General features: G+C 57.1%; 22 protein-coding genes. 5 read left to right on the top strand and 17 right to left on the bottom strand.

Annotated elements, in window-relative coordinates; all coding sequences use genetic code 11:
• Window positions 1-119 precede the first annotated feature (119 nt).
• From HYPDE_RS00410 to HYPDE_RS00385, 6 genes are all read right to left on the bottom strand, one after another.
• On the bottom strand, window positions 120-551 hold the full coding sequence (locus tag HYPDE_RS00410) for a group II truncated hemoglobin (RefSeq protein WP_041320677.1): 432 nt from the start codon (window positions 549-551) through the stop codon (window positions 120-122).
• A gap of 373 nt (window positions 552-924) precedes the next feature.
• Window positions 925-2043 (bottom strand): aminomethyltransferase family protein, encoded by a 1119-nt coding sequence (locus tag HYPDE_RS00405; protein ID WP_015596320.1) that lies wholly within the window; start codon window positions 2041-2043, stop codon window positions 925-927.
• 62 nt (window positions 2044-2105) lie between these two features.
• Complete coding sequence (locus tag HYPDE_RS00400) at window positions 2106-3146, bottom strand: heme-dependent oxidative N-demethylase family protein (RefSeq protein ID WP_015596319.1); 1041 nt, start codon at window positions 3144-3146, stop codon at window positions 2106-2108.
• 31 nt (window positions 3147-3177) lie between these two features.
• The gene (locus tag HYPDE_RS00395; RefSeq protein ID WP_015596318.1) at window positions 3178-4140 is read right to left on the bottom strand and encodes a PDR/VanB family oxidoreductase; all 963 of its coding nucleotides are present in this window, start codon (window positions 4138-4140) and stop codon (window positions 3178-3180) included.
• Window positions 4137-4844 (bottom strand): dimethylamine monooxygenase subunit DmmA family protein, encoded by a 708-nt coding sequence (locus HYPDE_RS00390; RefSeq protein ID WP_015596317.1) that lies wholly within the window; start codon window positions 4842-4844, stop codon window positions 4137-4139. The genes HYPDE_RS00395 and HYPDE_RS00390 overlap by 4 nt, the downstream gene beginning before the upstream one ends.
• Window positions 4845-6626, bottom strand: a complete 1782-nt coding sequence (locus HYPDE_RS00385; protein WP_015596316.1) for an APC family permease — start codon at window positions 6624-6626, stop codon at window positions 4845-4847. It abuts the gene before it with no gap.
• Window positions 6627-7157: 531 nt separating this feature from the next.
• Between HYPDE_RS00385 and HYPDE_RS00380 the strand changes: the two genes are divergently transcribed.
• Entirely contained in the window at window positions 7158-7679 is a 522-nt protein-coding gene (locus tag HYPDE_RS00380) for a hypothetical protein (protein WP_244437740.1), read from the top strand.
• 33 nt (window positions 7680-7712) lie between these two features.
• The gene (locus HYPDE_RS00375; protein WP_015596314.1) at window positions 7713-8486 is read left to right on the top strand and encodes a FadR/GntR family transcriptional regulator; all 774 of its coding nucleotides are present in this window, start codon (window positions 7713-7715) and stop codon (window positions 8484-8486) included.
• Between the two features lies 1 nt (window position 8487).
• Here HYPDE_RS00375 and HYPDE_RS00370 read toward each other — a convergent pair whose 3' ends face one another.
• Window positions 8488-9774, bottom strand: a complete 1287-nt coding sequence (locus HYPDE_RS00370; RefSeq protein ID WP_015596313.1) for an ABC transporter substrate-binding protein — start codon at window positions 9772-9774, stop codon at window positions 8488-8490.
• Window positions 9775-10020: 246 nt separating this feature from the next.
• On the opposite strand from HYPDE_RS00370, the gene HYPDE_RS19250 reads away from it, so the two are divergent.
• Entirely contained in the window at window positions 10021-10158 is a 138-nt protein-coding gene (locus tag HYPDE_RS19250; RefSeq protein ID WP_187290849.1) for a hypothetical protein, read from the top strand.
• A 199-nt stretch (window positions 10159-10357) separates the two neighbouring features.
• Window positions 10358-10636, top strand: a complete 279-nt coding sequence (locus HYPDE_RS00360; RefSeq protein WP_015596311.1) for a hypothetical protein — start codon at window positions 10358-10360, stop codon at window positions 10634-10636.
• Window positions 10637-10720: 84 nt separating this feature from the next.
• On the opposite strand, the gene fdxA is transcribed toward HYPDE_RS00360, so the two are convergent.
• Both fdxA and HYPDE_RS00345 read right to left on the bottom strand, forming a co-directional pair.
• Entirely contained in the window at window positions 10721-11065 is a 345-nt protein-coding gene (gene fdxA, locus HYPDE_RS00355; RefSeq protein WP_041319671.1) for a ferredoxin FdxA, read from the bottom strand.
• 200 nt (window positions 11066-11265) lie between these two features.
• A complete protein-coding gene (locus HYPDE_RS00345) occupies window positions 11266-11706 on the bottom strand; it encodes a hypothetical protein (RefSeq protein ID WP_041319669.1) in 441 nt (146 codons plus the stop codon).
• A gap of 316 nt (window positions 11707-12022) precedes the next feature.
• Between HYPDE_RS00345 and HYPDE_RS00340 the strand changes: the two genes are divergently transcribed.
• The gene (locus HYPDE_RS00340) at window positions 12023-12559 is read left to right on the top strand and encodes a DUF2478 domain-containing protein (protein WP_015596307.1); all 537 of its coding nucleotides are present in this window, start codon (window positions 12023-12025) and stop codon (window positions 12557-12559) included.
• 1446 nt (window positions 12560-14005) lie between these two features.
• Here HYPDE_RS00340 and HYPDE_RS00330 read toward each other — a convergent pair.
• From HYPDE_RS00330 to HYPDE_RS00295, 8 genes are all read right to left on the bottom strand, one after another.
• Window positions 14006-14845 carry a pentapeptide repeat-containing protein gene (locus HYPDE_RS00330; protein WP_015596304.1) on the bottom strand — a complete coding sequence of 280 codons (840 nt, stop codon included), beginning with the start codon at window positions 14843-14845 and terminating at the stop codon, window positions 14006-14008.
• A gap of 90 nt (window positions 14846-14935) precedes the next feature.
• The gene (locus HYPDE_RS00325) at window positions 14936-16564 is read right to left on the bottom strand and encodes a phosphoethanolamine transferase (RefSeq protein ID WP_015596303.1); all 1629 of its coding nucleotides are present in this window, start codon (window positions 16562-16564) and stop codon (window positions 14936-14938) included.
• A 95-nt stretch (window positions 16565-16659) separates the two neighbouring features.
• A complete protein-coding gene (locus tag HYPDE_RS00320; RefSeq protein WP_015596302.1) occupies window positions 16660-17430 on the bottom strand; it encodes an N-acetylmuramoyl-L-alanine amidase in 771 nt (256 codons plus the stop codon).
• Window positions 17427-18158 carry a J domain-containing protein gene (locus HYPDE_RS00315; protein ID WP_015596301.1) on the bottom strand — a complete coding sequence of 244 codons (732 nt, stop codon included), beginning with the start codon at window positions 18156-18158 and terminating at the stop codon, window positions 17427-17429. Before HYPDE_RS00315 ends, HYPDE_RS00320 begins: the two co-directional genes overlap by 4 nt.
• Window positions 18159-18352: 194 nt before the next feature.
• Window positions 18353-18757: a DUF2852 domain-containing protein gene (locus HYPDE_RS00310; RefSeq protein WP_015596300.1), complete on the bottom strand. Its 405-nt coding sequence runs from the start codon at window positions 18755-18757 to the stop codon at window positions 18353-18355.
• A gap of 83 nt (window positions 18758-18840) precedes the next feature.
• Window positions 18841-19266, bottom strand: a complete 426-nt coding sequence (locus HYPDE_RS00305) for a DUF2852 domain-containing protein (protein ID WP_015596299.1) — start codon at window positions 19264-19266, stop codon at window positions 18841-18843.
• A 122-nt stretch (window positions 19267-19388) separates the two neighbouring features.
• Entirely contained in the window at window positions 19389-20036 is a 648-nt protein-coding gene (locus tag HYPDE_RS00300; protein WP_015596298.1) for a TetR/AcrR family transcriptional regulator, read from the bottom strand.
• Window positions 20037-20096: 60 nt separating this feature from the next.
• Complete coding sequence (locus HYPDE_RS00295) at window positions 20097-20783, bottom strand: extensin-like domain-containing protein (protein ID WP_015596297.1); 687 nt, start codon at window positions 20781-20783, stop codon at window positions 20097-20099.
• Window positions 20784-21146 lie beyond the last annotated feature (363 nt).

Raw genomic sequence — 21146 nt, 5'->3', positions numbered from 1 at the left:
GCGTGCGATAGTTATAAGATCTCGACGCCCGACTTAATGGCCTTCGGGGTTGCTTACTCATCCAGAGCGCGACCGGCGCAGTCGTCGATATCGGGGCCACGCGCACGGGCCTGGAGCCGCTACTTCCATGCCGCAAGAAGTTGTCGATTCTTTTCGTTCGTACGGTTCTCAACCTCAAGTGCATTTGCCACAATCCGGAAGTGCCGCATCAGCTCATCCCCGAGCGCACGATCAAACTCCAATCTATCGATCGCCGTCTGCATGCACTCCAGCCAGGAGTCTCTTTCTGCAGGGCCGACCTGGACGTGACGATGCATTTCTCGCACATCCGAATGCCCGTGCTTTTCGATATATAATTTTGGCCCGCCAAAGAATCCGGACAAAAAGTTGAACTGCTCCTCGCGAGAATGCGCAATACCCATGCCGCGCAGATGTAGGATATTCAGAAGATTACCTTGCGGTTCAAATTCAATGATGTCGTAGAAGGTATCGATGAGCTTGCGCAGGGCTGGCGCACCGCCCATACGTTGATAAATGCTACTTTGAGCCATGGCCTTCTCCTTTTCTTCCGACACCGGCTGAATCGGTGCACAAGACAAATACACAACGACGCTGCAGGAGAATCATCGCTCCAGGCGGCGGATGACCGAAGCTCCCTCTTCGCGCAAGCAGTTTTGGATAAGTGTTTCGTTCGCGATAGCACGATGGCGAAGCCGCATCACCCCGACCGTCTTCGGCACGAGCTTGAAGTCTCGCCGACCCATAAAACTAGGCTCTGTACAGTCTTGAGGCATTGACGCCCAGTTGCTCTTTTACTCTGGCAGCGGGCTCGAAGATTGCGAGGAAACTGCCAGTACGTCTAAGGAAAAGTGGCTAGAGGCAAATGCCCCTAGCCAAGTCTGCGCACGTGTCGGATGACAGGGATTATGTGCGCTCCGTCTGGGGATGGGTCCGCAAACGCATGGGATCGTAGAATGGCATTCGCACAACCGTGCCTGCGTAGTCATTGCCGTCATGTAACGTCAGTTCGGTGCCCAGTTTCGTGAACTCCGGCTTCAGCTGCGCCATAACGAGAGACTTCATCAGATGCCGGCTGAAGGTCGAGCTGCACACGACACCGACTTCCGTGCCATTGGCGCTGATCTTCGAACCGGGCTCAATCGCCTTCGACGCCTCGGCTTCGATGCCTGCAATGAAAGAACGTTCTTTTCCCTTCTTGGCCGCAAGAGCTTCCTTGCCGACGAAGTCCGGCTTCGACAAGTCGACTGTCCAGTCGGCCCGCACTTCCCAAGGCGTCGTATCTTCATTCGTCATATCGAACGGAAAGAACAAGAGGCCGCTCTCGACACGAATGATGTCGAGGCAAGACCATGATGCCGGCATGACCCCGGCATCCTTGCCGGCCTTGAGGATTGAATCCCAAATATAGGGAGCGTCCGCTGCCGAGCAGAAAACTTCATAGCCGCGCTCGCCGGAATAACCGCCTCGTCCGATCGAAACCGGCTTCCCGAACAACGTCGTTTTCTGATGATGGAAATAGGGAAGTCCCGCTAGGTCCATCGGCGTGTGCCGAGCAAGCGTTTCGAGCGCCAGCGGACCCTGAAGCGACAGGATATGGACATCGTTATCGGGCTCGACAGTGACTTTGAAACGGCCTTTGCTGGCCGCCGCGGCTTCCTCGAACGCACCGCCGCCATGCGAAACGCGAAACTGATCCGGGCTGTCGACATATACCAGAACGTCGTCGATCAATCCGCCGTTGGCGTTGACGATATTGCTGATATGAGAATCCCCGGCCTTGGCCTTGGTGATGTCGCTGGTGAGGATGGAATTTAAAAACGCCTGCGCTTCCGGACCGCTGACATTCACGATTTTGAGTCCCGACACGTCGAACAATCCGGCGCGGTAGCGAACGGCCTCTGTCTCATCATAGGGGTTCGTCGCATAGTTCTGCGGGATCGGCATATCGTTCCAGGCGGTCGATAGATCCGATCCGAGTTCTCGGTGGCGATCGTTGAGAGCTGATTGGCGCGCAAAAGACATGAGGTATCCTCTTAAGAATATACGTTTAGGCCATCTCGGCCTGACTCTCGTTTTTTCACCTGTTATTCGAACAGAAAGCCGAGCGGCGTTGGCTTCCCGTCGTCGTACTTGGCGAGCCATTCTCGCGTAACGTCGAGATAGCGGATGATGCCCTTGTACTCTGCCAGCTCCGGCGGCAGCGTTTGGAGAACACGATGCATTCTCCGCGCCCGGTTCAGGTCGGTGACGAGTTCATTCATTTTTATGAGGTAGGCGCGGATCGAGAAGAGAATTGCGTTCGACCGCGGCAGACGCCAAAGCGCCTGAAGCTCGACGCGCAAATGCACCTTGTCGCCGACGTTCTCCGGCGTGACGGTCGCGCGATCCACGCCCCATTTATGATAGTTTTCCGGGCTCGTATCCAAGCGCGGGTTGATGGTCATCGTCCAATTGAGACGCCGGACGGGCTTTCCATACTGAAGCGCCAGCAGGAATTTCAAGGCGCGGTCGAAAACGCCGGCTTCGTGCGCCAGCGGCACGGGAGCATGCCACTCCATGAAGTTCATGCCGACGTCGAAGTCGAGTGACCAGTCGGCTTGCGACGTCGCGATACCGGCATCCATCCAGAGATTGTTTTCTCTCTGATCGGAAATCGTGAAATCGCCCTGGCATTGCCTTGTGATGTATTCCATCGGCTCATACGGGAGCGTAGACGCGTCCCCGAACCGAAACTTGTTCTCGATCCGCAGTGGGCGATTGATCCAATGCCAATCATCGCCATTCCTCTCGAGCGTGAAATGCTCGGGATAATCGCGCGCCAAGCTGGTCATTATCAGCTCGAGAGTATCCCATTGCGCGAGCATCATATGCGGAAGAGCTTGAACGCGCGTCGGGTCTTCCTTGAGGACAAGCGCACGGTCTCGCATGTCGGACACGTAGTGTTCGTCGATATCGAACGGGAACTCGTAAACGGAACCCTTCGGGCCTGCCACATGAGGCTCGATATTGACGGAATAGCGATACTTGTCCTCCCAGTAAGGAAAGGGAAATCGTTTGATCGCAGCCGGGCTGTTCGAGAACGTGAAATCGTCTCTGAATGTCTCGTCTTTGAATATCGTATTCATGGCAGTCATCCTTATTTTTACCAGGCGTGACTCAGAGATCGAGTGTCAGGCTGCCGCCATCCATCCGAGACACACACGTCGCGATTCTGCCCCCGCAGCGCTTTTCATCGTCCGAAAGATAGTGGTCGTTATGAAGGATCCGTCCGCGAGCATCCGAAATCGCGGTAACGCACTGTCCGCATGCGCCACCGCGACAGAGATAGGGCGCGTCGACGCCGGCCTGTTCCAGTGCTTCCAAGATGCTTTGATGCTCGCCGACGATGATTTCACGTTGGGACTTCGCGAGCTTGACAACGAACTCACGCCCCGGCGGCGGCGCATCGAAGTGTTCGTAATGGACGTTTTCCTTGGGCCAGCCTTCCTCTTTGGCCGTTTGCAACGTCCAATCGATCATCCGCTGCGGACCGCATACATAGAGATGCGTACCGAGCGGCTGATTCTCGAGAATTTGGACAAGCGGAATGCGTTGCCCCTTATCGGAACGATAGACAAAAACGCTCGACGCATCGTTCCCACAGAGCAGGTTGCAATACGCGCCCTCCTCTAAAGATCTGACCGCATAGTGCAATTCAAAATTCGTCTTGTCGTGTTTGAATTGCGCTATCATCGCCAGGAACGGCGTAATGCCGATCCCGCCCGCGATCAGAATGTGCTTGCGGCCGGTCCGATCGATCGGAAAAAGATTTACGGGCTCGTTGATTTCGAGCGTCGAGCCCTTCAAGACGCGCTCATGCATGTAAGCGGAGCCGCCGCGGGTATCATCGACCCGCAAAACACTGATCTGATAACAGCTCGTATCGAGGGGCGAACTCATCAATGAGTATGGGTTCCGCCACGCGCGCGTCCCATCGCGCATCGTGACGATCACGTGTGCGCCCGGAGAGAAGATAGGCAACGGCAGTCCGTCGATGGGAACGAAAGCAAAGCGTTTGATACGGTTGGCGACGCGTTCGAGATCCTCAACGCGCACACGCCGCGAAGCGTTTGTAGTCATGCGAACTCAACCTTTGTTTCTGGAACCTCGCCAGGCTTCTCGGCATCGATGCAGACGCCTTGAAATGCGCCGATGCGCCGCGAATAGTGATCGCGCACAAGAAGCGTCAAACCGCAGTGAGCGCACCGCACCGGGTTTGTGGTCACGTTATCAGTGTATCCTTTGCAATGGACGCATTGCACGCGACGCGTGAGCGACCCACGGTGCTCTGTGATGACGGAGTTGTGCGAAACACCGTGAGCGATTGCCGTTTTTACAACGGAACCAATCAGGGGTTCTCGTCCAGCAGCATAGAGGCGCGTTCCCATTTTCGAATTGGCAAGAACGCTATCGAGGCGCCCAATCAATGTTTCCAGCGTCGGAAAGATCCAAAGATTTCCGACCTTAGTTGATGTCACTTTGCTTGCCACGCTGGCTTCTGAAGCCGATTCGCGATCAAGCAACACTGTCGTTCTAGCTAAAAATTGTTCGCTGGCCGACTTTGCCATGTCCAGATAAGCATCGCTTCCGCCGGCATCGATAACGACGATGTTGCTCTTTGCAAATGGGTCTGGCTTCAACCTCTCGTAAGTCGGCCGACTTTTGATCCCTGGCTCAATCATTTCTCCGAGTATTCTCCCTAAAAATTTATTCGACCGCGGCGGAACTGCAAACGTCAGATCAATCAACGTCAGCAACTCCCCACCGCGGTCGGGAATCGTCAATCAACCCGCCAACTGGAAGAACCAGTTTGCGATGAGGACGACACAAACGCCGGCCAGCAACACGAGATAGGGCAGGATGCCGGCCTTGCGCACTTGCATGCTATTCGCCGTGAGGTTCAGGTCGTCGAGCATGTGCTGCGGGAACTGGCCCCGATCCTGAACGTAGTGGCGGAAGATAAAGACGGGAATGATCAGCGCCGCCGCGACCGCGGCCGACGTCAGCGCCATCGGATTCCAGACCTTCGCGCCGGCACCCATGAACATCGCATTGACGAAGGAGAGAAAGGTGCCAAGCGCAAGGAGGAGCGTCGGCGCCTTGAACGGCCGCGTAATATGGCCGTTGTCGATGCGATGCAGCCAGCCGGAGTTCAGGTTCAGGAAGTTGAAGATGATGTAGCAGCAGTTCGAGACCGCGAGGATGAAGAAGAAGCTCGTCGCATCGGCCGCAGCGATCGCAAGCAAGCCGAGATTGAAGACGAGGTCCGTCCACATCGCATGGGTCGGCGCACCGTGATCATTGACATGATCGAGGTAGCGGGGAAGCCAGCCGTCGACCGATCCCTGATACAAAGTACGCGACGAGCCTGCCATCGCCGTCATGATCGACAGCATCAGGGCAAGGATCATCAACATGACCATGATGTTGACGAGGAAGCCGCTGCCCCCGACCATCTTTGCCATCGCGTCGGCAACGCCGGAACCATCGACGATCGGCCCGGCGAGCATGCCGTCGAGGCCAAGGACGCCCTGGAACGTGAAAGGCACCAGCGTATAGAGCAGCAGGCAAAGGAGACCGGAATAGAAGATCGCCTTGAACGTATCGGTCTTCGGATCCTTGAATTCACTGGTGTAGCAAATGGCCGTCTCGAACGCATACGTCGACCACGCCGCAATGAACATGCCTCCGAGGACCAGGGTCCAACCGTTGATGTCCCATGGACCCGTCTCGGGAAGGGCGGCCGCCTTCAACGGTGCGAGCGGGGAATAATTCGACCAGTCGATCTGGCCGGTGAGGATCGGCACCACGCCGACGATCAGCATCGGGACGATCACGAGCAACCCGATGTATTTCTGGACATTCGCGGTGCCCAGAATACCGCGATGCTGAATGGCGAAGGTGATGAGCATAAGCACCGCACCGATGAAGAACACGGCATTGAGCGAGAAGGTCACCGGACCGAGGCTCTGTGAGAACAGGGTCCAGGTGCGTATGGTCGGCGTCAGCGCACTGACGCCGTCCAGCGCCAGCAGGGCGCTGATGGCATCGGTGGCCGTCTTTCCGGAGTTGGCTGCCAGCCATTCGGCGACCCGCGGACTATCGGCCGTGATCGATCCCGCATGGGCCTGCACCCAAGCCAGCACCTGTGGAGAATCTGCAGCGGGGATCGGCCCGATGGCATTCAAGATGTAGGCGGCGGCAATGGAGCATCCGAGCGAAAGAACGGGCGTCCACGCCAGCCAATTGCACCACACCGAAAGCGGCGCGATGATCTTTGAATAGCGGACCCAGGCCGCAGCGCCATAAATGGATGCGCCGCCCGATTTGTTCGGAAACAAACCGGCGATCTCGGCATACGTGAACGATTGAACGAATCCCATCACCATCGAGGCCGCCCACACGACGAAGGCAACCTTGCCCGTCATGCCTGCAATGCCGCCGATGGAGAAGAGCACCAGCGCCGGCACGCCACTGGCAACCCAGAACGCGCCTCTCCAATCGATGGATCGAACCAGTTCCTTCGGGACCTGTCCTCCCGAAATGTCTGCGACTTCAACCGTCATGATTTCCCTCCCAGGAAAGTTCTGTTCTGCCGCTTGCGATGCAGTGTCATTCTTATTTCAACCAAATTTGGTAATTTTCAACCAAATATGACAATAATTGGTTGTTGGGTGCGATATTTTCACATCTTGTCAAGGAAGCAAGTCAAAATTTGTTTCCGTATGGGAAAATTATATCCCATCTAGGATTTGTGCATTGCCCTGAAATACTGTGCATTTGCGAAGTAAGGTATCCGTTTGTTGAATTATCATCGCTTTAGAAAGCTTTGGTGATTATTGGCGATTTTTGGTTTGATTTTGTATGGACGTTATGCAAATTTCATGAACAGTCATTGATCAGTTGTTCGGGAGCTGGGCCTTGTGAATGAAATAAGTCAGCGTGACGCGTGGCTGTCGTGCACACTGTCCGCTTTGAGGGCGACCGAGGAATCGAGATACGACGCTGCCAGATTGCTTTGGCGGGATGCCTGCGCGTTTGCTGATCGACTACCGAACAATGACCCGAGGCGGGCTGCGGCTCTCAATAACCTGGGATTGAGCCAATTCGCTGCGGGTTATCGCCAACACGCGATCGCAGTTTTGAACGCCGCGCGAGACCACTGGCAGATTGTGGAGGCGTGGGTGCAGCAGGTCGACATCCCCTCCAGGGCGAGCAGTTCGATGTTTCATTTTCTGCTGGCGGCCAATCATCCGGACGCACTCGCGCGACTGCGCCGGAAGAAATATCTAACCCTCTGTGCCGGCGCGGCGGCGATAACGGATGCAAACTACGACCAGGCGACCGGAAGCACATCGGAGCCCGATCGAACGCGAAAGCATATTCAATCCATTCGGGCGGCGTTCGGAGAAGACGCCGCCGAGGCGCAGGAACTTGTCACGCTTGCAGCGCTTCCTTCGCCCTTCAAACACGGATGCACAATTCTAAGCACGGAAGAACGGTGGCGATCCATGTCGAAAAACACCGTCGTTGAAATGCGCCCCCTCGTTGATGCTGCATATTTAACGGTCGGCCTAACGTCCGAATACCTCGACCGGGCACACACACATCCGGGTTAGCAGCGGCAACGATATTACGAATACGGAGCAGATATGGCCGGGGTTATTTCAAAAGTTATCCCACCTTGGGAGCAGGAAGGTGTCGACCCACCCTTTGCGAAGGAAAAGGTGAAGCTGGCGGCCAGGCGCATTTTCGACCGTATCGTCACGGGCGAATATTCCTTTGGCTCGCGTCTCGCAGCCGAACGCAATTTCGCCGATGAATTCGGAATGACGAGATCGACCGTCCGGCAAGCTCTGGAGTTTCTCGAAGCGTACGGAGTAGTGGTGCGGCGGGCCAATAGCGGCACTTACGTCGTCTACAAGGCTGCACCTGCCCACAGCGCACCGGCCCAACCCCCACCATCTCTCGATTACCTCGATATCAAAGCCATTGTGGAATCCGCATCCCCCTTCGAGATGGGGGTCGTCTGTTCTCTGCTGGAGCCGGAAATCGTGCGGCTCGGCGCATTGTACATGTCGGTGCGCGATCTGAACGAGCTTCGCATCCTGCTTGAAGACATCGAGACGGTCGTCGCCGACGCCGCAAAATTCGCCCATTTGGAAAAGCAATTCCTGATGAAGATTGCGGAAGGAACGCATAATCGACTTCTGATCACGATGTACCGGATCGTGGGAGAAGTCCGCTGCCAGCCTCATTGGCTTGCGACGCGCATCCAGTCGCTATCTCCTCAGCGCATTAGCGACAGCCGCCAACGACTTCGCTCGCTTTTCGAGGCTTTGGAGAACAGGGACATCGAAGGCGCGATGGAATTCATGAACCTCATCATCGCCAGCAACCAGCAGGACCTCCTATATCAGCCCTGAGCTAGAGAATATATCGGCTTCCGGCAATCTTCTCTTCTCGCTGGTCCCACATCAATCCCATCTTGCGCATGTGACGGATGAGAACATCTTTGTGTTTCGACCACCAGCTGAGAATGGAACCAAACTCCACGATCCGGGCCCGCCCATTCTGAATTTCTACGACAGGCCAGTATCCAACGAGCGCATTGTCGATGCCGAATAGTTCTCGGCCCCACCAAACCGCCTCTCCGAATACGTTTCGGCTGCGGCCTCCGACTTTCATCATCGCCATGACGGTTGCTGGCTCGAACGATCGGCATCGCTCGACGGCCGACTTCCAGATATCCAACACCGAGACATACTGCCAGGAGACGGCGCTCCATGTTCCCGGAAAGCGCGCACAGAACTCTTCGTAAAAGCCATTCGGATTTTCAAAATTGATCTGCTGATCGTTCAAACGCGGGTCATCGAAATCCGGAAATTGAAAGACGAAGCCCTCCATGAACTCGGGAGAGGTCTTAGCGATCAGCTCGATGTAGTTGTCGCAGGTGCATGACAGGATCGGTCCCCTGTATCCTTGCCGGAAAGCCTCGATCGTCAAAGCGTGGACGAAAGGCTCGTAAGCCGTGTCCCAGCATAGAAGGTCGGGTTTCTTAGCCAGAAGTTCTTGAACGAGCGGCTTAAACTCGGAGGTTTCGATGGGAAACAGCAGTTCGGCGACGACGTCAATGTTTGCGACTTCGAACGCGGCGCGGTAGGTCGCGATGGATGGTATTCCGTGCGCATCGTTTTGCGTGCACATGGCCACAGTCTTGATATTTGGGTGCGTCCGCTTCAGCCAATCGACTCCGGTTACATTGTAAATTGGATGAACTTCGCTCGGGGCGATCAGCGTTCGAGCATCCGGCGTAAGATCGCTCGGCAAGGCCGTGCTGACGAGAACACGGTGCTGATTTACGAAGTCCCGCAATGGTCTCGAAAAGTCGTTGCCGCCGACCATGATCAGAAGCTTGACCTCGTTCTCTATGACGAGCTTGCGAGCACCTTCGAGCGCACGGTCGGCTTGGAACTGGGTATCGTAGGGAATGACGTCAATCAGATAGCGGTGATCTCCGATCAGCAATCCGCCGCTCGCATTGATCCTCTCCTGCCAAATCAGACAGCCGTTGAAACCAGGCTCCGCCCAAGACTTCAATGGGCCGGATAGGGGAGCGAGGAAGCCGACGTTGACCTTCTTTTTCGTGACGAACTTATGGCGCGGCATCGCAACCGAGAGTGCCGAAATAAGCGGAAAATGCGATTTGGCCATTTAAAGCGGGTCTTTCGGACGTAGGGGACGCGACTGGTCTCGAGGGCCACCAAGGCAATCGAAGTTGGTGTGATTTTTAGCCGATTACAAGAACCATGACCACGAGACGCTCCGACGATGGATCACAGTCGATAGCCGCGCCCGCATCTACCGACCGCCCGCAATAGCGGCCGGGCTACGAGGATGGAGCGCGCGCATTTCCTCAGCGACGCTGTTCAGAACCATTCCACGGAACATCACCGGTCTATGGAAATCGGACACCTATCGCCGAGCAACTACGCGGGCCACGCGCGGGTTATCGTCGTGCAAAACGTACCTCACGCCGACCTCGAAACGCACACGTTTCTTAACGAGGTGATGGAGTACATTTCGAAGCTTTCGTAGCCCACGACAGCGGAACCGGCTCCGCCGTCATAAAGATGCGCCGATGCTCGGGCCAAAAGGAATCGTCCGTCACCCAGGCTGGGCGCACTCGTGCATTCACAGGAATCTTGTTCATCGGCTGCGGCACGAGCTAAAACGCAATCTGGCGGAATTGATTGAGAAAGCTTAGGCTTCCCAGCCTGCCACGAGGAGAAACCGAATGCCGAATTTTGGATTGTCGCGCCGAGACTCGGTCGACTTGAGCGACACTCGCTCGGTGAACTGGAAGCGCGGCCTGTTCCGCGTCTGGATGCTGATGTCAGCCGGCTGGATCATGGGCTGGACCATCTATCTGATGCTCGAAGGCGCGCATGGCAGTCTGAATAGCCGCGGCGATCTGATTGAAGTCCCGATTCTCCTGTTCGCACCGCCGATCGCACTGTGGCTGTTCGGCCTTGCGGCGGCATGGGCAATCCGCGGCTTCGACACGGAGCAATAAACCACCGCAAGCCGACTTCAGTTTTGAAGAAGGCCGGCGGAATACGGTTCAGAACGACCGTGGTGTCTGTCGGACAATGGCCGACTATCTGACTTCTTCGGTTGCAGCCTCGGGCGAGAACTCTGCGGCCTTTCCGGGGCGACCGTTCTCCGCATCAGCGTTCGGCATCGCGGGCTTCTTTGCGACAATGTTCGGCCACTGATCAGCATACTTGCGATTGAGGTCGAGCCAATGAGGCGTCGCCTGTGGTTCGGCGTCGGAGAAGATCGCTTCTGCTGGACACTCCGGGACGCAAACCCCGCAGTCGATACATTCATCGGGATGAATGACCAGCATGTTTTCGCCTTCGTAGAAACAATCCACGGGGCACACTTCCACGCAGTCGGTGTATTTGCACTTAATGCAATTTTCTGTGACGACGTAGGTCATGATCTCGGCTAAGTCACTCCATTCTGTTGATCTTCACTCAGGCACCGCAGTTCTGGACCCTGGCCCCGAATATCGAACCGAGCATATCGTCGCGCCGGGCCTTTTCATAGAAGCTATGCACGATATTGCGGATCGTCGGTTCGGCGATGTCCGCAGCGACGTCGGCACTCGAGGCCCGGGGCGACGTTGTGCCGCCGCAATCAAAGAAGGCTCCACCGAATTGCGAACAGCGCAAATCCAATGACGACCGCAACGGGAACGCTAACGATCTGAACGATAGCTTCCCACCTGTGGATCGACCCCGTTCCGACTTCGACCATCGGATCGCGAGCCTTGGCGGTATTCCCTTCCCATCGCCCGTCGCGCGCCGCCCTGATGCGCAGCAATGTAACCGGAATTCCAAAATAAAGAAAAGCAAACACAACGCAGATCGATACGACGAACAAGGCCTGCCCACTTCCAAAGAACGTGAGACCCGCGATTCCGAGCATGAGCCCATAGCATGCGACCATGATCGGTCCGGCGACCGACAGAAGCCCATCGTCCTGGTAGATGGGACCCTCCGGAGGACTCACAGCCTCGGGCGAGTCGGGAACACCGTCCGCCTCATAGAGCAACGGCTTCTGGGATCTTAGCAACATGGCGGATCTCCTCAATCTGCGCTTCGATACGATCGGATCTGCCGAAACCAGCAATCTTGAACCTCGGCAGGTTCAATCGGCCAAAAGATGCACTGCAAATATATCTTTTGATCCGCAGGCGTCCAACAAAAGATACATATGAAATGTATCAAATAGACGTGAAACATCCGCTAACGCGATCCAGCTCATTAAAGTCGCATTTTGTACTTGCCCGTCGAACCGATCGCTTTGTCACTCTGGAAAAGAGCGGATGTAGCGATTATTGTCGTCGATGCGCGTCTGAATTGCGCTGGACGCACGTGCGAGGATCGCCGTCATGAAACACCCAGCAAGTTCGATCGCCACAGTCGTCGGCGCCGACGATCCGACAATTCAAGCCCTGTTCGCCGCAACCGCCGCAAAGTGGCGCGCCGACGGACTGAATGTTGTCGGACTTGTCGCCGAGACCCATGGACTGGAAAACCGCGTCTGCCGAGCCGGATACCTGCGCGACGTCGCGTCCGGCAAGATATTTTCGATCTACGTAGAGACGCCGAGAGCCGAAACCTCGTGCCATCTTGATGCAGACGGCGTGGATGCCGCGTGTGGGGAAATCCTTGAGCAAATCTCCGCCAGCGATCTCGTGGTGTTCAGCAAATTCGGGAAGCTCGAAGCTGACCGGGGCGGGTTGGCCCGCGCCTTCGACGCGGCCATCACGGCTGGAAAGCCTATCCTCACGACCGTTTCGGATAGGCATCGCGATGCTTGGCGTGGATTCGCGGCGGACGCGGTCTATCTGTCGCCCGACGAAGCGGCGCTCGAACAATGGCGCGAGGCCATAAAAAAAGAACGCGACGCTGCATTGCAAGGTTGAGACACAAGCCCGCTTCCGGTCACGATCTAATATTTTTTATAACGACGCCGATGCACGTGGTTCCACGTTCGATGCGAGAGCCGTCTGCAGAACGCGCTGTTCGTGCCACTCAGGCATCCGTAACGTTCCAGAAGCTCAGCATCGCGATCGCTCAAGGGCCCACCGGCGCGAGCATTGGCACGCGCGTGCTCCAATTCGCCTGCTTCGCCTAAACCAAGCGCACGAGCTGGCCCGGGAACGGCAAGCGCACACAACCCAACGGCAATAAAAATTGTCCGGTACATTGTCACCTCCAGACGCGAAGCCACCAGCTTGTTTTCGAGAGGTTCGTTTCGCTGCGTCGCAAAACTGTAATCTTCGGCGGCACAAGCTGCATGAGGTCAACCCAAATGATCTTTTCTTGCAATAGCTATGAATGGGCATTTCGGGAAAAATTCGCAATGCGCCAATACCGGGAATCTGACGTTCGCAGAAAAACTTCATCAGGCTTGGCGGAACCGTCGAGCATCGCCACATGTTGATGAGTCGGCGTGATCTTGCATCCCGCCGGTTGATGTGTGTCGGCCGCATTCACGGGCCGACGCGACTTCAGGGACGAAGCGACACCATGAAAGTCGACGGTTACAGTTCTGATGAGCTGAAGAGCTTCCACCGGATTCTGCAAGCTGCAATGACCGAGGTCAGTGCCCGGCGTGTGGAGTTTCCGATCTCCGACATGATTGCGCGGCTATTCGAAGCTGCTGACAACGGAGAACGCGACCCTGCCAAGCTGAGGTCGGCGATTCTCGCGGGAGTTGTTACCACTGACGCCTCGCGCGCGCTCAGACAAAAAAAGAGAACTCAGGCCCCGCGCTTGCCGATTGCCGTCGCATCAAAACGGCGCGTCAATAGACCGATTCTGACGCTGTTTCCGCGTGCGCAGATGTCCACAAATCGGAGCTAACGCGGTGCACGCGATTAGCCAGCCGCAACACCAGCTGTTGCGCCGTGTTTCGATTTATTGACGCGACTGCGCAGCCCGGCGGGATACTTCTTCTTGGGTGACCTCGCCATCGGCAATCAGCGCGTTGAGACAGCGCGGTGAGAGCTTCTCACCTGCCGCCCGCATGCACGCGCGAACCTCTGGACTGTCGGATGAGTACTGGCTGCACAACGCGCGGTAATCGCTCGAACACGCAAGCTTCACGCGCAAGCTGACGGCGTTAGCCTGCGTTCCGCATAAGCCCGTTGCTGCGACGGCAGCAATCGCCCAACAAGACCGGAAACGGTACATTGTGTTGCGCGACGGCCCTCGCATGTTGTTCCTCGCATGAACCGAGCTATTAACATATTGACAATAAATGATTTAATGGACTGTAACAGGCTTCGTCGGTTTGATTAAAGAACAAACTGTCGCTGGCATCCAAATAGGTGTTTTACGAAGTGCAATTGGGGACACCGCTCATCTCAGCGAAGCGCTCGGTCCAAATTGATCGATTGATCGAGGCCTATGGCTTCGTGAATGCCCTTGACCCCGACAAAACTGGCGCCTTCGAAATTAGCTCGCGTGAAGACGGCTCCCGAGATGTCCGCACCGGCGAAATCGGCGCGTGACAGATCCGCATCGGTGAAGTCTGCGCCGGTCAAATCCGCGCCGGTAAATTTCGCGAACCACATGACCGTGCGCTGCATATGAGCGCCGTGCAGGCGCGCTCCGGAAAAATCGCAATATTTGAGAATATTCTTATACGTCGTCGTCATCGTGCCCTCACCGGGGCGTCCCTCGAGCGGAAAGAAATTTGCTTCCGTCAAATCGGCGCCCCGAAAGTCGGAGCCTGATAGCTCCGCCTGGACATGAACATTCGAAAGGTTTGCGCCGGGAAATCGCGGCGCATCGGAGATTTTGTTCGAGAGGTCCGAATAGATCGTCGGTCGATAGATCGTAGCACCCGTGAGATTTGCGCCCGAAAGATTTGCGCGGATCAGAACGGAGCGATCGAGCCTCGTGTGAGACAGGTCGACCCCGGAGAGGTTCGCACCCGTGAAATCGGTGCCGTAGAAATCGGAACGCGCCAAGTTCGCGCCTTTAAAGTCGAGTTCGGAGAGATCCAGATAGACCAGAAATTTTCCGGAAAGATCGGGTCGCTCGCCAGCCTTAGCCTTGTGAAGCAAGGTCGTGATCGCGTGGGCGCTGATCTCGGCGTGCATCGGCACAGGGCCAAGCGGCTGATCGGCCGACGCCGCGCCAGTTATGGGAGTGGAAAGCAACGCCGCAATCACGACGGCACGGCACAATTGAAGAGGCATCCGCGATCACCTCGCCCGACCATGCCCATTATGCATGAGCCTGAGCGGCAGAATATTATCTTATCGTAACAAGGAAACGGGCCGCAAACCTTAAGAGGCGGGCTTGCGGCACGCTGCAAAAAGATCGAGTCCAGGATCGTAGACGCGCGTTTTGACATCCATCAGTCCTAGAACGGAAGGAAAGAGATTGTCGTGGCTCACGCGTTGCGAGGCGCGTTTATCAAGGCAGCTCTGGTCGATACCCGCTGCTTCCCGCATCGACGGCGATAACCAGACGACCATCGGCACATGAATTTGCGCTTCGGGAGCGAATGCGTAAGGCATTCCGTGAAGGTACATGTTGTGCTCGCCGAGACTTTCGCCGTGATCGGAAACGTAAAGCATTCCGGCATCGACTCCATGATTTTCCGCAGTCGACAGAACACCGATCAAGCGCGCTAAAACATGATCCGTATAGACGATCGTGTTGTCGTAAGCGTTGATGATGTCCGCTGTTTCGCAATCGCTGAACTGAACGACCTTGCAGGCAGGTTTGAAGATTTCAAACTTCTCGGGATAGCGCTTCCAGTAGGCCGGCCCATGGCTACCCATCATGTGCAGCACAATGACTGTATCGCGTTGCATGGTCGCGATACGCTGATCGAGACCGTCGACGAGCACGTCATCGAAGTTTTCGGTACTCGGATAAAACGTCGGAACCTTGTGCCCGGTCAGCGTTTCCGTCGGAACGCGATCGCAGACGCCTTTGCAACCCGCCTGATTTTCACGCCAGAGGACGTCGATGCCGGCACGCTTCAGGATATCGAGCAGATTTTCGCGCGATGCTGCCTTGGCATTTGTGAAACCCGCCTTGCTAAGACCTGAGAACATGCACGGTACCGATTGTGCCGTATCGGTCCCACAGGAATAGGCCTGCGAATAATTGATGAGATCCTTGATTTTCGAAAGCTCGGGATTGGTCGGCTTTACATAGCCATTGAGCGCAAAATGATCCCAGCGCGCCGTTTCTCCGACCACCACGACAAAGAGGGATTTGCGGGTACGCGATTGAGCATCCGAGACGCGATGTGCATCTTCGCCGTAAGGCGCGACGGACTTGGCCTGCTTCATATTCTGTTTTTGCCAATAGCTCGAAACGGCTACGATGTAATTGAATGGCGTCAGCGTCATCTTCAAGTCGCGCTGCTCGCGAAAGAGCGACAGAAAGCTGCCCCACACCGGAAATAGCGCGAGTACGAGCAGTGGCGCCGCGACGGCAGCGTATTTCATTTTCGCGAGCGCTTCATTCTTGAATGTCTGCGGCGTCCACGGAACAACACAGAACAAAATGGCAGGCAGCAATCCGAGAATGCCGACGTAAGCAGCGAGCTTCAACGACATGAGATCGCCGGCCTCGCGCGTGTCCGTCTCGAACACGTTGCGCACCATATTGGTGTCGATCACGATTCCATATTCGCTCATGAAGTAGCTGGCGGCGGCCGTCACCGGCAGAAAAATAAGCACAACAACTCGAAGCACCGGCTTAAGTGAGATTGCGAGCAAAATGAGATAGAGAACAAGAATGACCGCGATCACAATCGCGGCGAGGAAATGCCAATCGCTGAAATTCTGGGGTGCGGCGGCTGTAAACAGCTTGTGCCAGAACGGGTAATTGAGAACCAGCGCGATGTAGATCGCCAGGACAAGTATTAGGATCTCGGGACGGCGGGGTTTGAACACACTCGATCCTGTCTGTTTATCGATTTGTATTAATTGTCGGCGCGATTCAACCGGCCGAAATCAGGCGCAGCATCAACGTCATGGTATTCGCCGCGTCAAGCTGCAACACGGCGGCGCGACGCCTCGACCAACCGCCCGAGGGTCAATTCCGTCGACCGATCAAGCCTGCCATCGACACGGCGCGGCCGGAAATGCGCCTGAAAAGCCTTAAGAACATGGTTTGTGGTTTCGTCAAGAACGCCGGTCGGCTCGACGCGATAGCCGTAAAGCGCAAGCTGCTCTTGAACCCCCGCAACCCGGCTGCCGCTTTCGCCAAGGCCGAGCCCAGGATCGTCGGCGCGCACCAGTGACGGCCGCACCCACAACCCCAGTCCCTCTCTCGCGAGCAGCATCCAGTTGAATTTCTCACCCGGATCGATCTTGCGCGCCGGCGCGATATCTGAATGGGCAAGAACCGCGTCTGCTGCCATCCCGTGGCGCCGCGTAATGTCTTTGCCGAGCGCAATCACCGCATGCATCTGCGCGGCAGGAAAATCCGGATAGCCGTGCTGATGGCCGGGATTCTGAATTTCGATACCGATCGAATGCGAATTGATGTCGGTCTCGCCGCGCCAGTAGGACGCGCCTGCGTGCCACGCCCGCATGCCCTCCGGAACGAGCTGGGTAATCCGTCCGTCTTCATCGACGACGTAATGGCATGAAACGCTACTATCGGCGCGCGCCAGCCAGTCGATCGCCTTCGCCGCCGACGACATACCTGTGTAATGCAGAATGAGCAGCGAAGGCCGGACGCCCCCGCGCCGCGGTTCCCGGTTTTCCGCCGCGTGCACGGAGCAGACCAGATGGCTATCGGCTGCGAACGTCACGGACTTGGTTCCAATGCCCGTTCGATACGCAAACCGCGCTCCGCAAGAATTTCTTCGTAAGCGGCCGTGATCGCGGCGAGCCTCCGCTCGGCGCCGGCAAGAAATTCCCGCGGCACGCCCTTCGCGACCAGCGCGTCGGGGTGATGGCTTTTCACGAGGTCGCGATAGCGCGCTTTGATGTCCTTGTCCGAAGCTCCAGGCGAAACGCTAAGAACTTCATATGGGCTGTCGGCATCGACGACAAACCCACGGCGAAGGCAGCGAAACTCCCGCTGTGAGAGCCCGAGAATTTCCGAAACGTGCGCGAGATAGCGATCCTCATCTGGGTGCAGCACGCCGTCGGCGCTTGCGACATGGAACAGACACTCGAGCACCGAAACCTTGAGATCCGGCTGATCTTCGAGCAGACGCGCGACCTGCGCCGCATAAGCTTCGTAGCCGGCGACGTCCTGGCTCGCGAGTTGATAAAGACGGCGAACGTGCATGCGCTCAGAATCAGGCACGGAGAATTGGCGTTCGAAGGCTTGCGCTTCAACCGGCAATGAGACGCCGTCGGCCTTGCTCATCTTCGCGGCAAGCGCAACGACGGCGATCGTGAAGGCGACACGCGATTGCGCCGGCGAGCGCGCGCCTTCGAACCCGAGCGACTCCTTGAAGGCATCGAGAGCCGGTCTGAGACCGCCGCCATAAGTCGCGGCCACCGCATTTTTGAGAAATTGCCAAGCCATCAGTCCGGCCCACCCGTCTCAAGCCCTCATGACGGCCTCACGGCCGCCTGCGTCGCGAGCCGGGAGCATAGGGGAGGTCGGGCCAGACTTCCCCTAAAATTACAGCAACAAAGGCGGAAAGCTGGAAATATCAGGTATGCTCTGGCGTCAGAGACGCCGAACACCCCGTGCACGCGCGCATTTGGCCAAAAAACCTACGAACCCCCCGCGCGCCGCGAGTTTAGGAAGGCCTGAAAATCGGCGGCATCGGCGGCCTGCCTCAGCTTGGCAAGAAACGCGCGGAATTCCCGCGCTTCGTCTTCGAGCCTGTTCAACGTCACGCGCCGATAGTCATCGAAAGCAGAGTTGCCGAGATCGCGCGGTGGCGGTTCACCGAACTGGCGGTTCGGATATTGCCAACAATGTTGTCGCGGACCGGAGCCGCACGCCCGGAAAACTCCGCGGAAGAAACCGCCGCACAACAAGAACGCGCCCGCCAACGCCGCGATCGCAACAAAGAACAAAATCCTAAACAGAACGGCGCCGACAACGAACACCATCATGGCCGCCACGAAAAGCGGTACCAGTAGCAGCAGCAACGGGAAAAGACGCAGATGCATCTGTCGCCTCCGATAGGCCGATAAATCATGCCCGAAATGAATGAGGCGACCGCAGCGGTCGCCTCGCTCATGGTCCTTTACGATCAGACAGCACCTTCACTCGCAGCTGGCCGGTCGCGACGGTCGGCCATGAACTGGTCGAACTCGGACTTGTCCTTGGCTTGTCTGAGACGCTCGAGAAACGAGCGGAATTCACGCTCTTCTTCCTCAAGGCGTTTGAGTGTCGCCTCGCGATAGTCGTCGAACGCTTTATTACCGCTCGAATACGCACCGCGTGCGAAATTCCGCATCTCGTTCTCGACGCGATCCTTTGCCCGTCCAAACCGTTCCGCGAACCGGTTGTCCCACCGTCCGCGTCCACCGTGCCATCCGCAATTCATGCGTCCACTCCAAAGCATATAGGCCAAGATGGTGAGCCCAATCGGCCAGAAAAGAACGAAGCCCAGAACCATTGCGACGAGCCACGCCGGCCTGCCGAAATCGTCCAGAGTCTGAACCACTTGCGCCATTCGCCACCCTCTCCTCGGTTAGGGATGTAAATGTATTTTACATTCACATAGGTGGGACGGCAAGGGCCGAGTTCAAGTGACCGGCAGACGAATTTACAGAAATCCCAAAAAGGAGGCTCAGCTCAACCCGCCTTGGGCCGCACTCCGAGCCCATCAAGATAGATCAGCACCGCAGCATCGAGCAGGTCTTCGGGGCTCATCGGAATGGGGCGACGGGCCTCATCGCCACGCGCGAACAGCGACGCGATGCCATGCGCTTCCGCCCAGATGTGCAACGCCATCATCACCACCGGCGGCCGCTTGCCCTCGGGCATCGACGCGATCAGCGCCGCACACGCATCGCGCAACACGTTGAAGGCCCGGTCGCCCGCAACGTGCAGATCCGGAAACGCCTGGAACGAAAGCCCCGATTCAAACATCGCGGAATATTGCGCCGGCTCCGCACGCGCGAAGCCGAGATAGGCGCGTCCGACTCGCTCGAATGCCGTAAACGGATCGGGCGTGCCGTTGGCCCAGGCTTGCTTGAGCTTCGCCTCGAAAAGCTCGAACGCCCGCCGCGCCACATCCGCCATTAGCGAATCGCGGTCGCGATAATGCCGATAGGGCGCCGCGGGGCTGACACCCGCCGCCCGCGCAGCTTCCGCGAACGTAAATCCCGCCGGGCCCTTTGCGGCAATCAGGTCCAGCGCCGCCTTCATCAGGGCTTCGCGCAGGTTTCCGTGATGGTAGCCGCGTCGCGCTCCCGGCGGCGGATCGTGATCCCAGGTCATGAGCCGCTTCTAGCGGATTTGCAGCGTTTCTGCACCCACGCCCGCACGCCGCCGCGGGCGCTACTTGCAGATACGCATCAAACCGTCGCGCCCGTGATGGGCAAGATCGAGATGGAAATGGTCGGCGTGCAGCCTGTTGTATTTGGGACTGAGCACGGTCGTGAAGTAATCGCACGATCCCTCGTGAACGCGCTGCAGAAAGGCCTGTTCGCGGTCCGAACCGTTCCAGCCATGCAGCACACTGATCGTATCGCCGTTCGCCAGCCTGAAGCCGCCGATATCGACGGCGTTGGCGTAGGCGTGTTCTGAAATCTGCGCACCTTCGACGCTGTTCATCGGGCGGCAAGAGTAGGAGGCGAGAATTTTTACACCGGCGAGGTCTTGCCGGAAATAGTACCGCGCGGCCGGTTCGACGACGTTCTTCACCCAGCTGTCGATCTGCGGAATCATCGGGCAGCGGAGCGACGCTGGCGGCTCCAGCGCGATACGCCCGTTATCGGCGGCGGACATCTCAAAGGGAATTTCGGCGCCGCACACACTCGGACCGCCGAGCGCCGAACGCTCATGAACGAATGCAGTTTGGCGGACGACGCCGGATGCAAGGCAAGCGCGCTCTTCCGGAGAGCGCCAGGGATCGTCCTTGACGACGAAATTCGTCCCGGCGGTGCCGCAACCCGACAAGAATGCAGGGCCGGACAGCAGCAGGACGGTCAGCGGAGCGAATACGCGGATACGACGCGAGACCATGACGGGCTGAGTAAACGGAGGTAACGTTAACCGGGAGTAAAAAAGTGCCCGCCAGCACTCTAAAATCCCATATTTTTCAGGCTGATTTTGGCCGTCGCCTTGTCAAAGCCGAGGCAAGCACTCGAATCGACAAGAGGCGAACCGTGCTATCGTCAAGATTGAGAAGATGGATTAATCAAGTTATCCACAGTTTATTCTCTCCTGACATCTGCCTGAAATCCCGGCGTCATCGAGCGCCGCTATTGGGCTTGTGCTCCTGGAGGCGCTGGCCGGCTCGGACACGTCCCGCGTACCAGCCCGGAATGCGCCAACTCCACGTCTGGGATCGGAGATGTACCGCGTACCGATCCAAAGACGTGCGAA

Origin of the sequence: Hyphomicrobium denitrificans 1NES1 (assembly GCF_000230975.2) — a bacterium.
GTDB lineage: Bacteria > Pseudomonadota > Alphaproteobacteria > Rhizobiales > Hyphomicrobiaceae > Hyphomicrobium_B > Hyphomicrobium_B denitrificans_A.
This window is presented reverse-complemented; position numbering and strand designations above follow the sequence as displayed.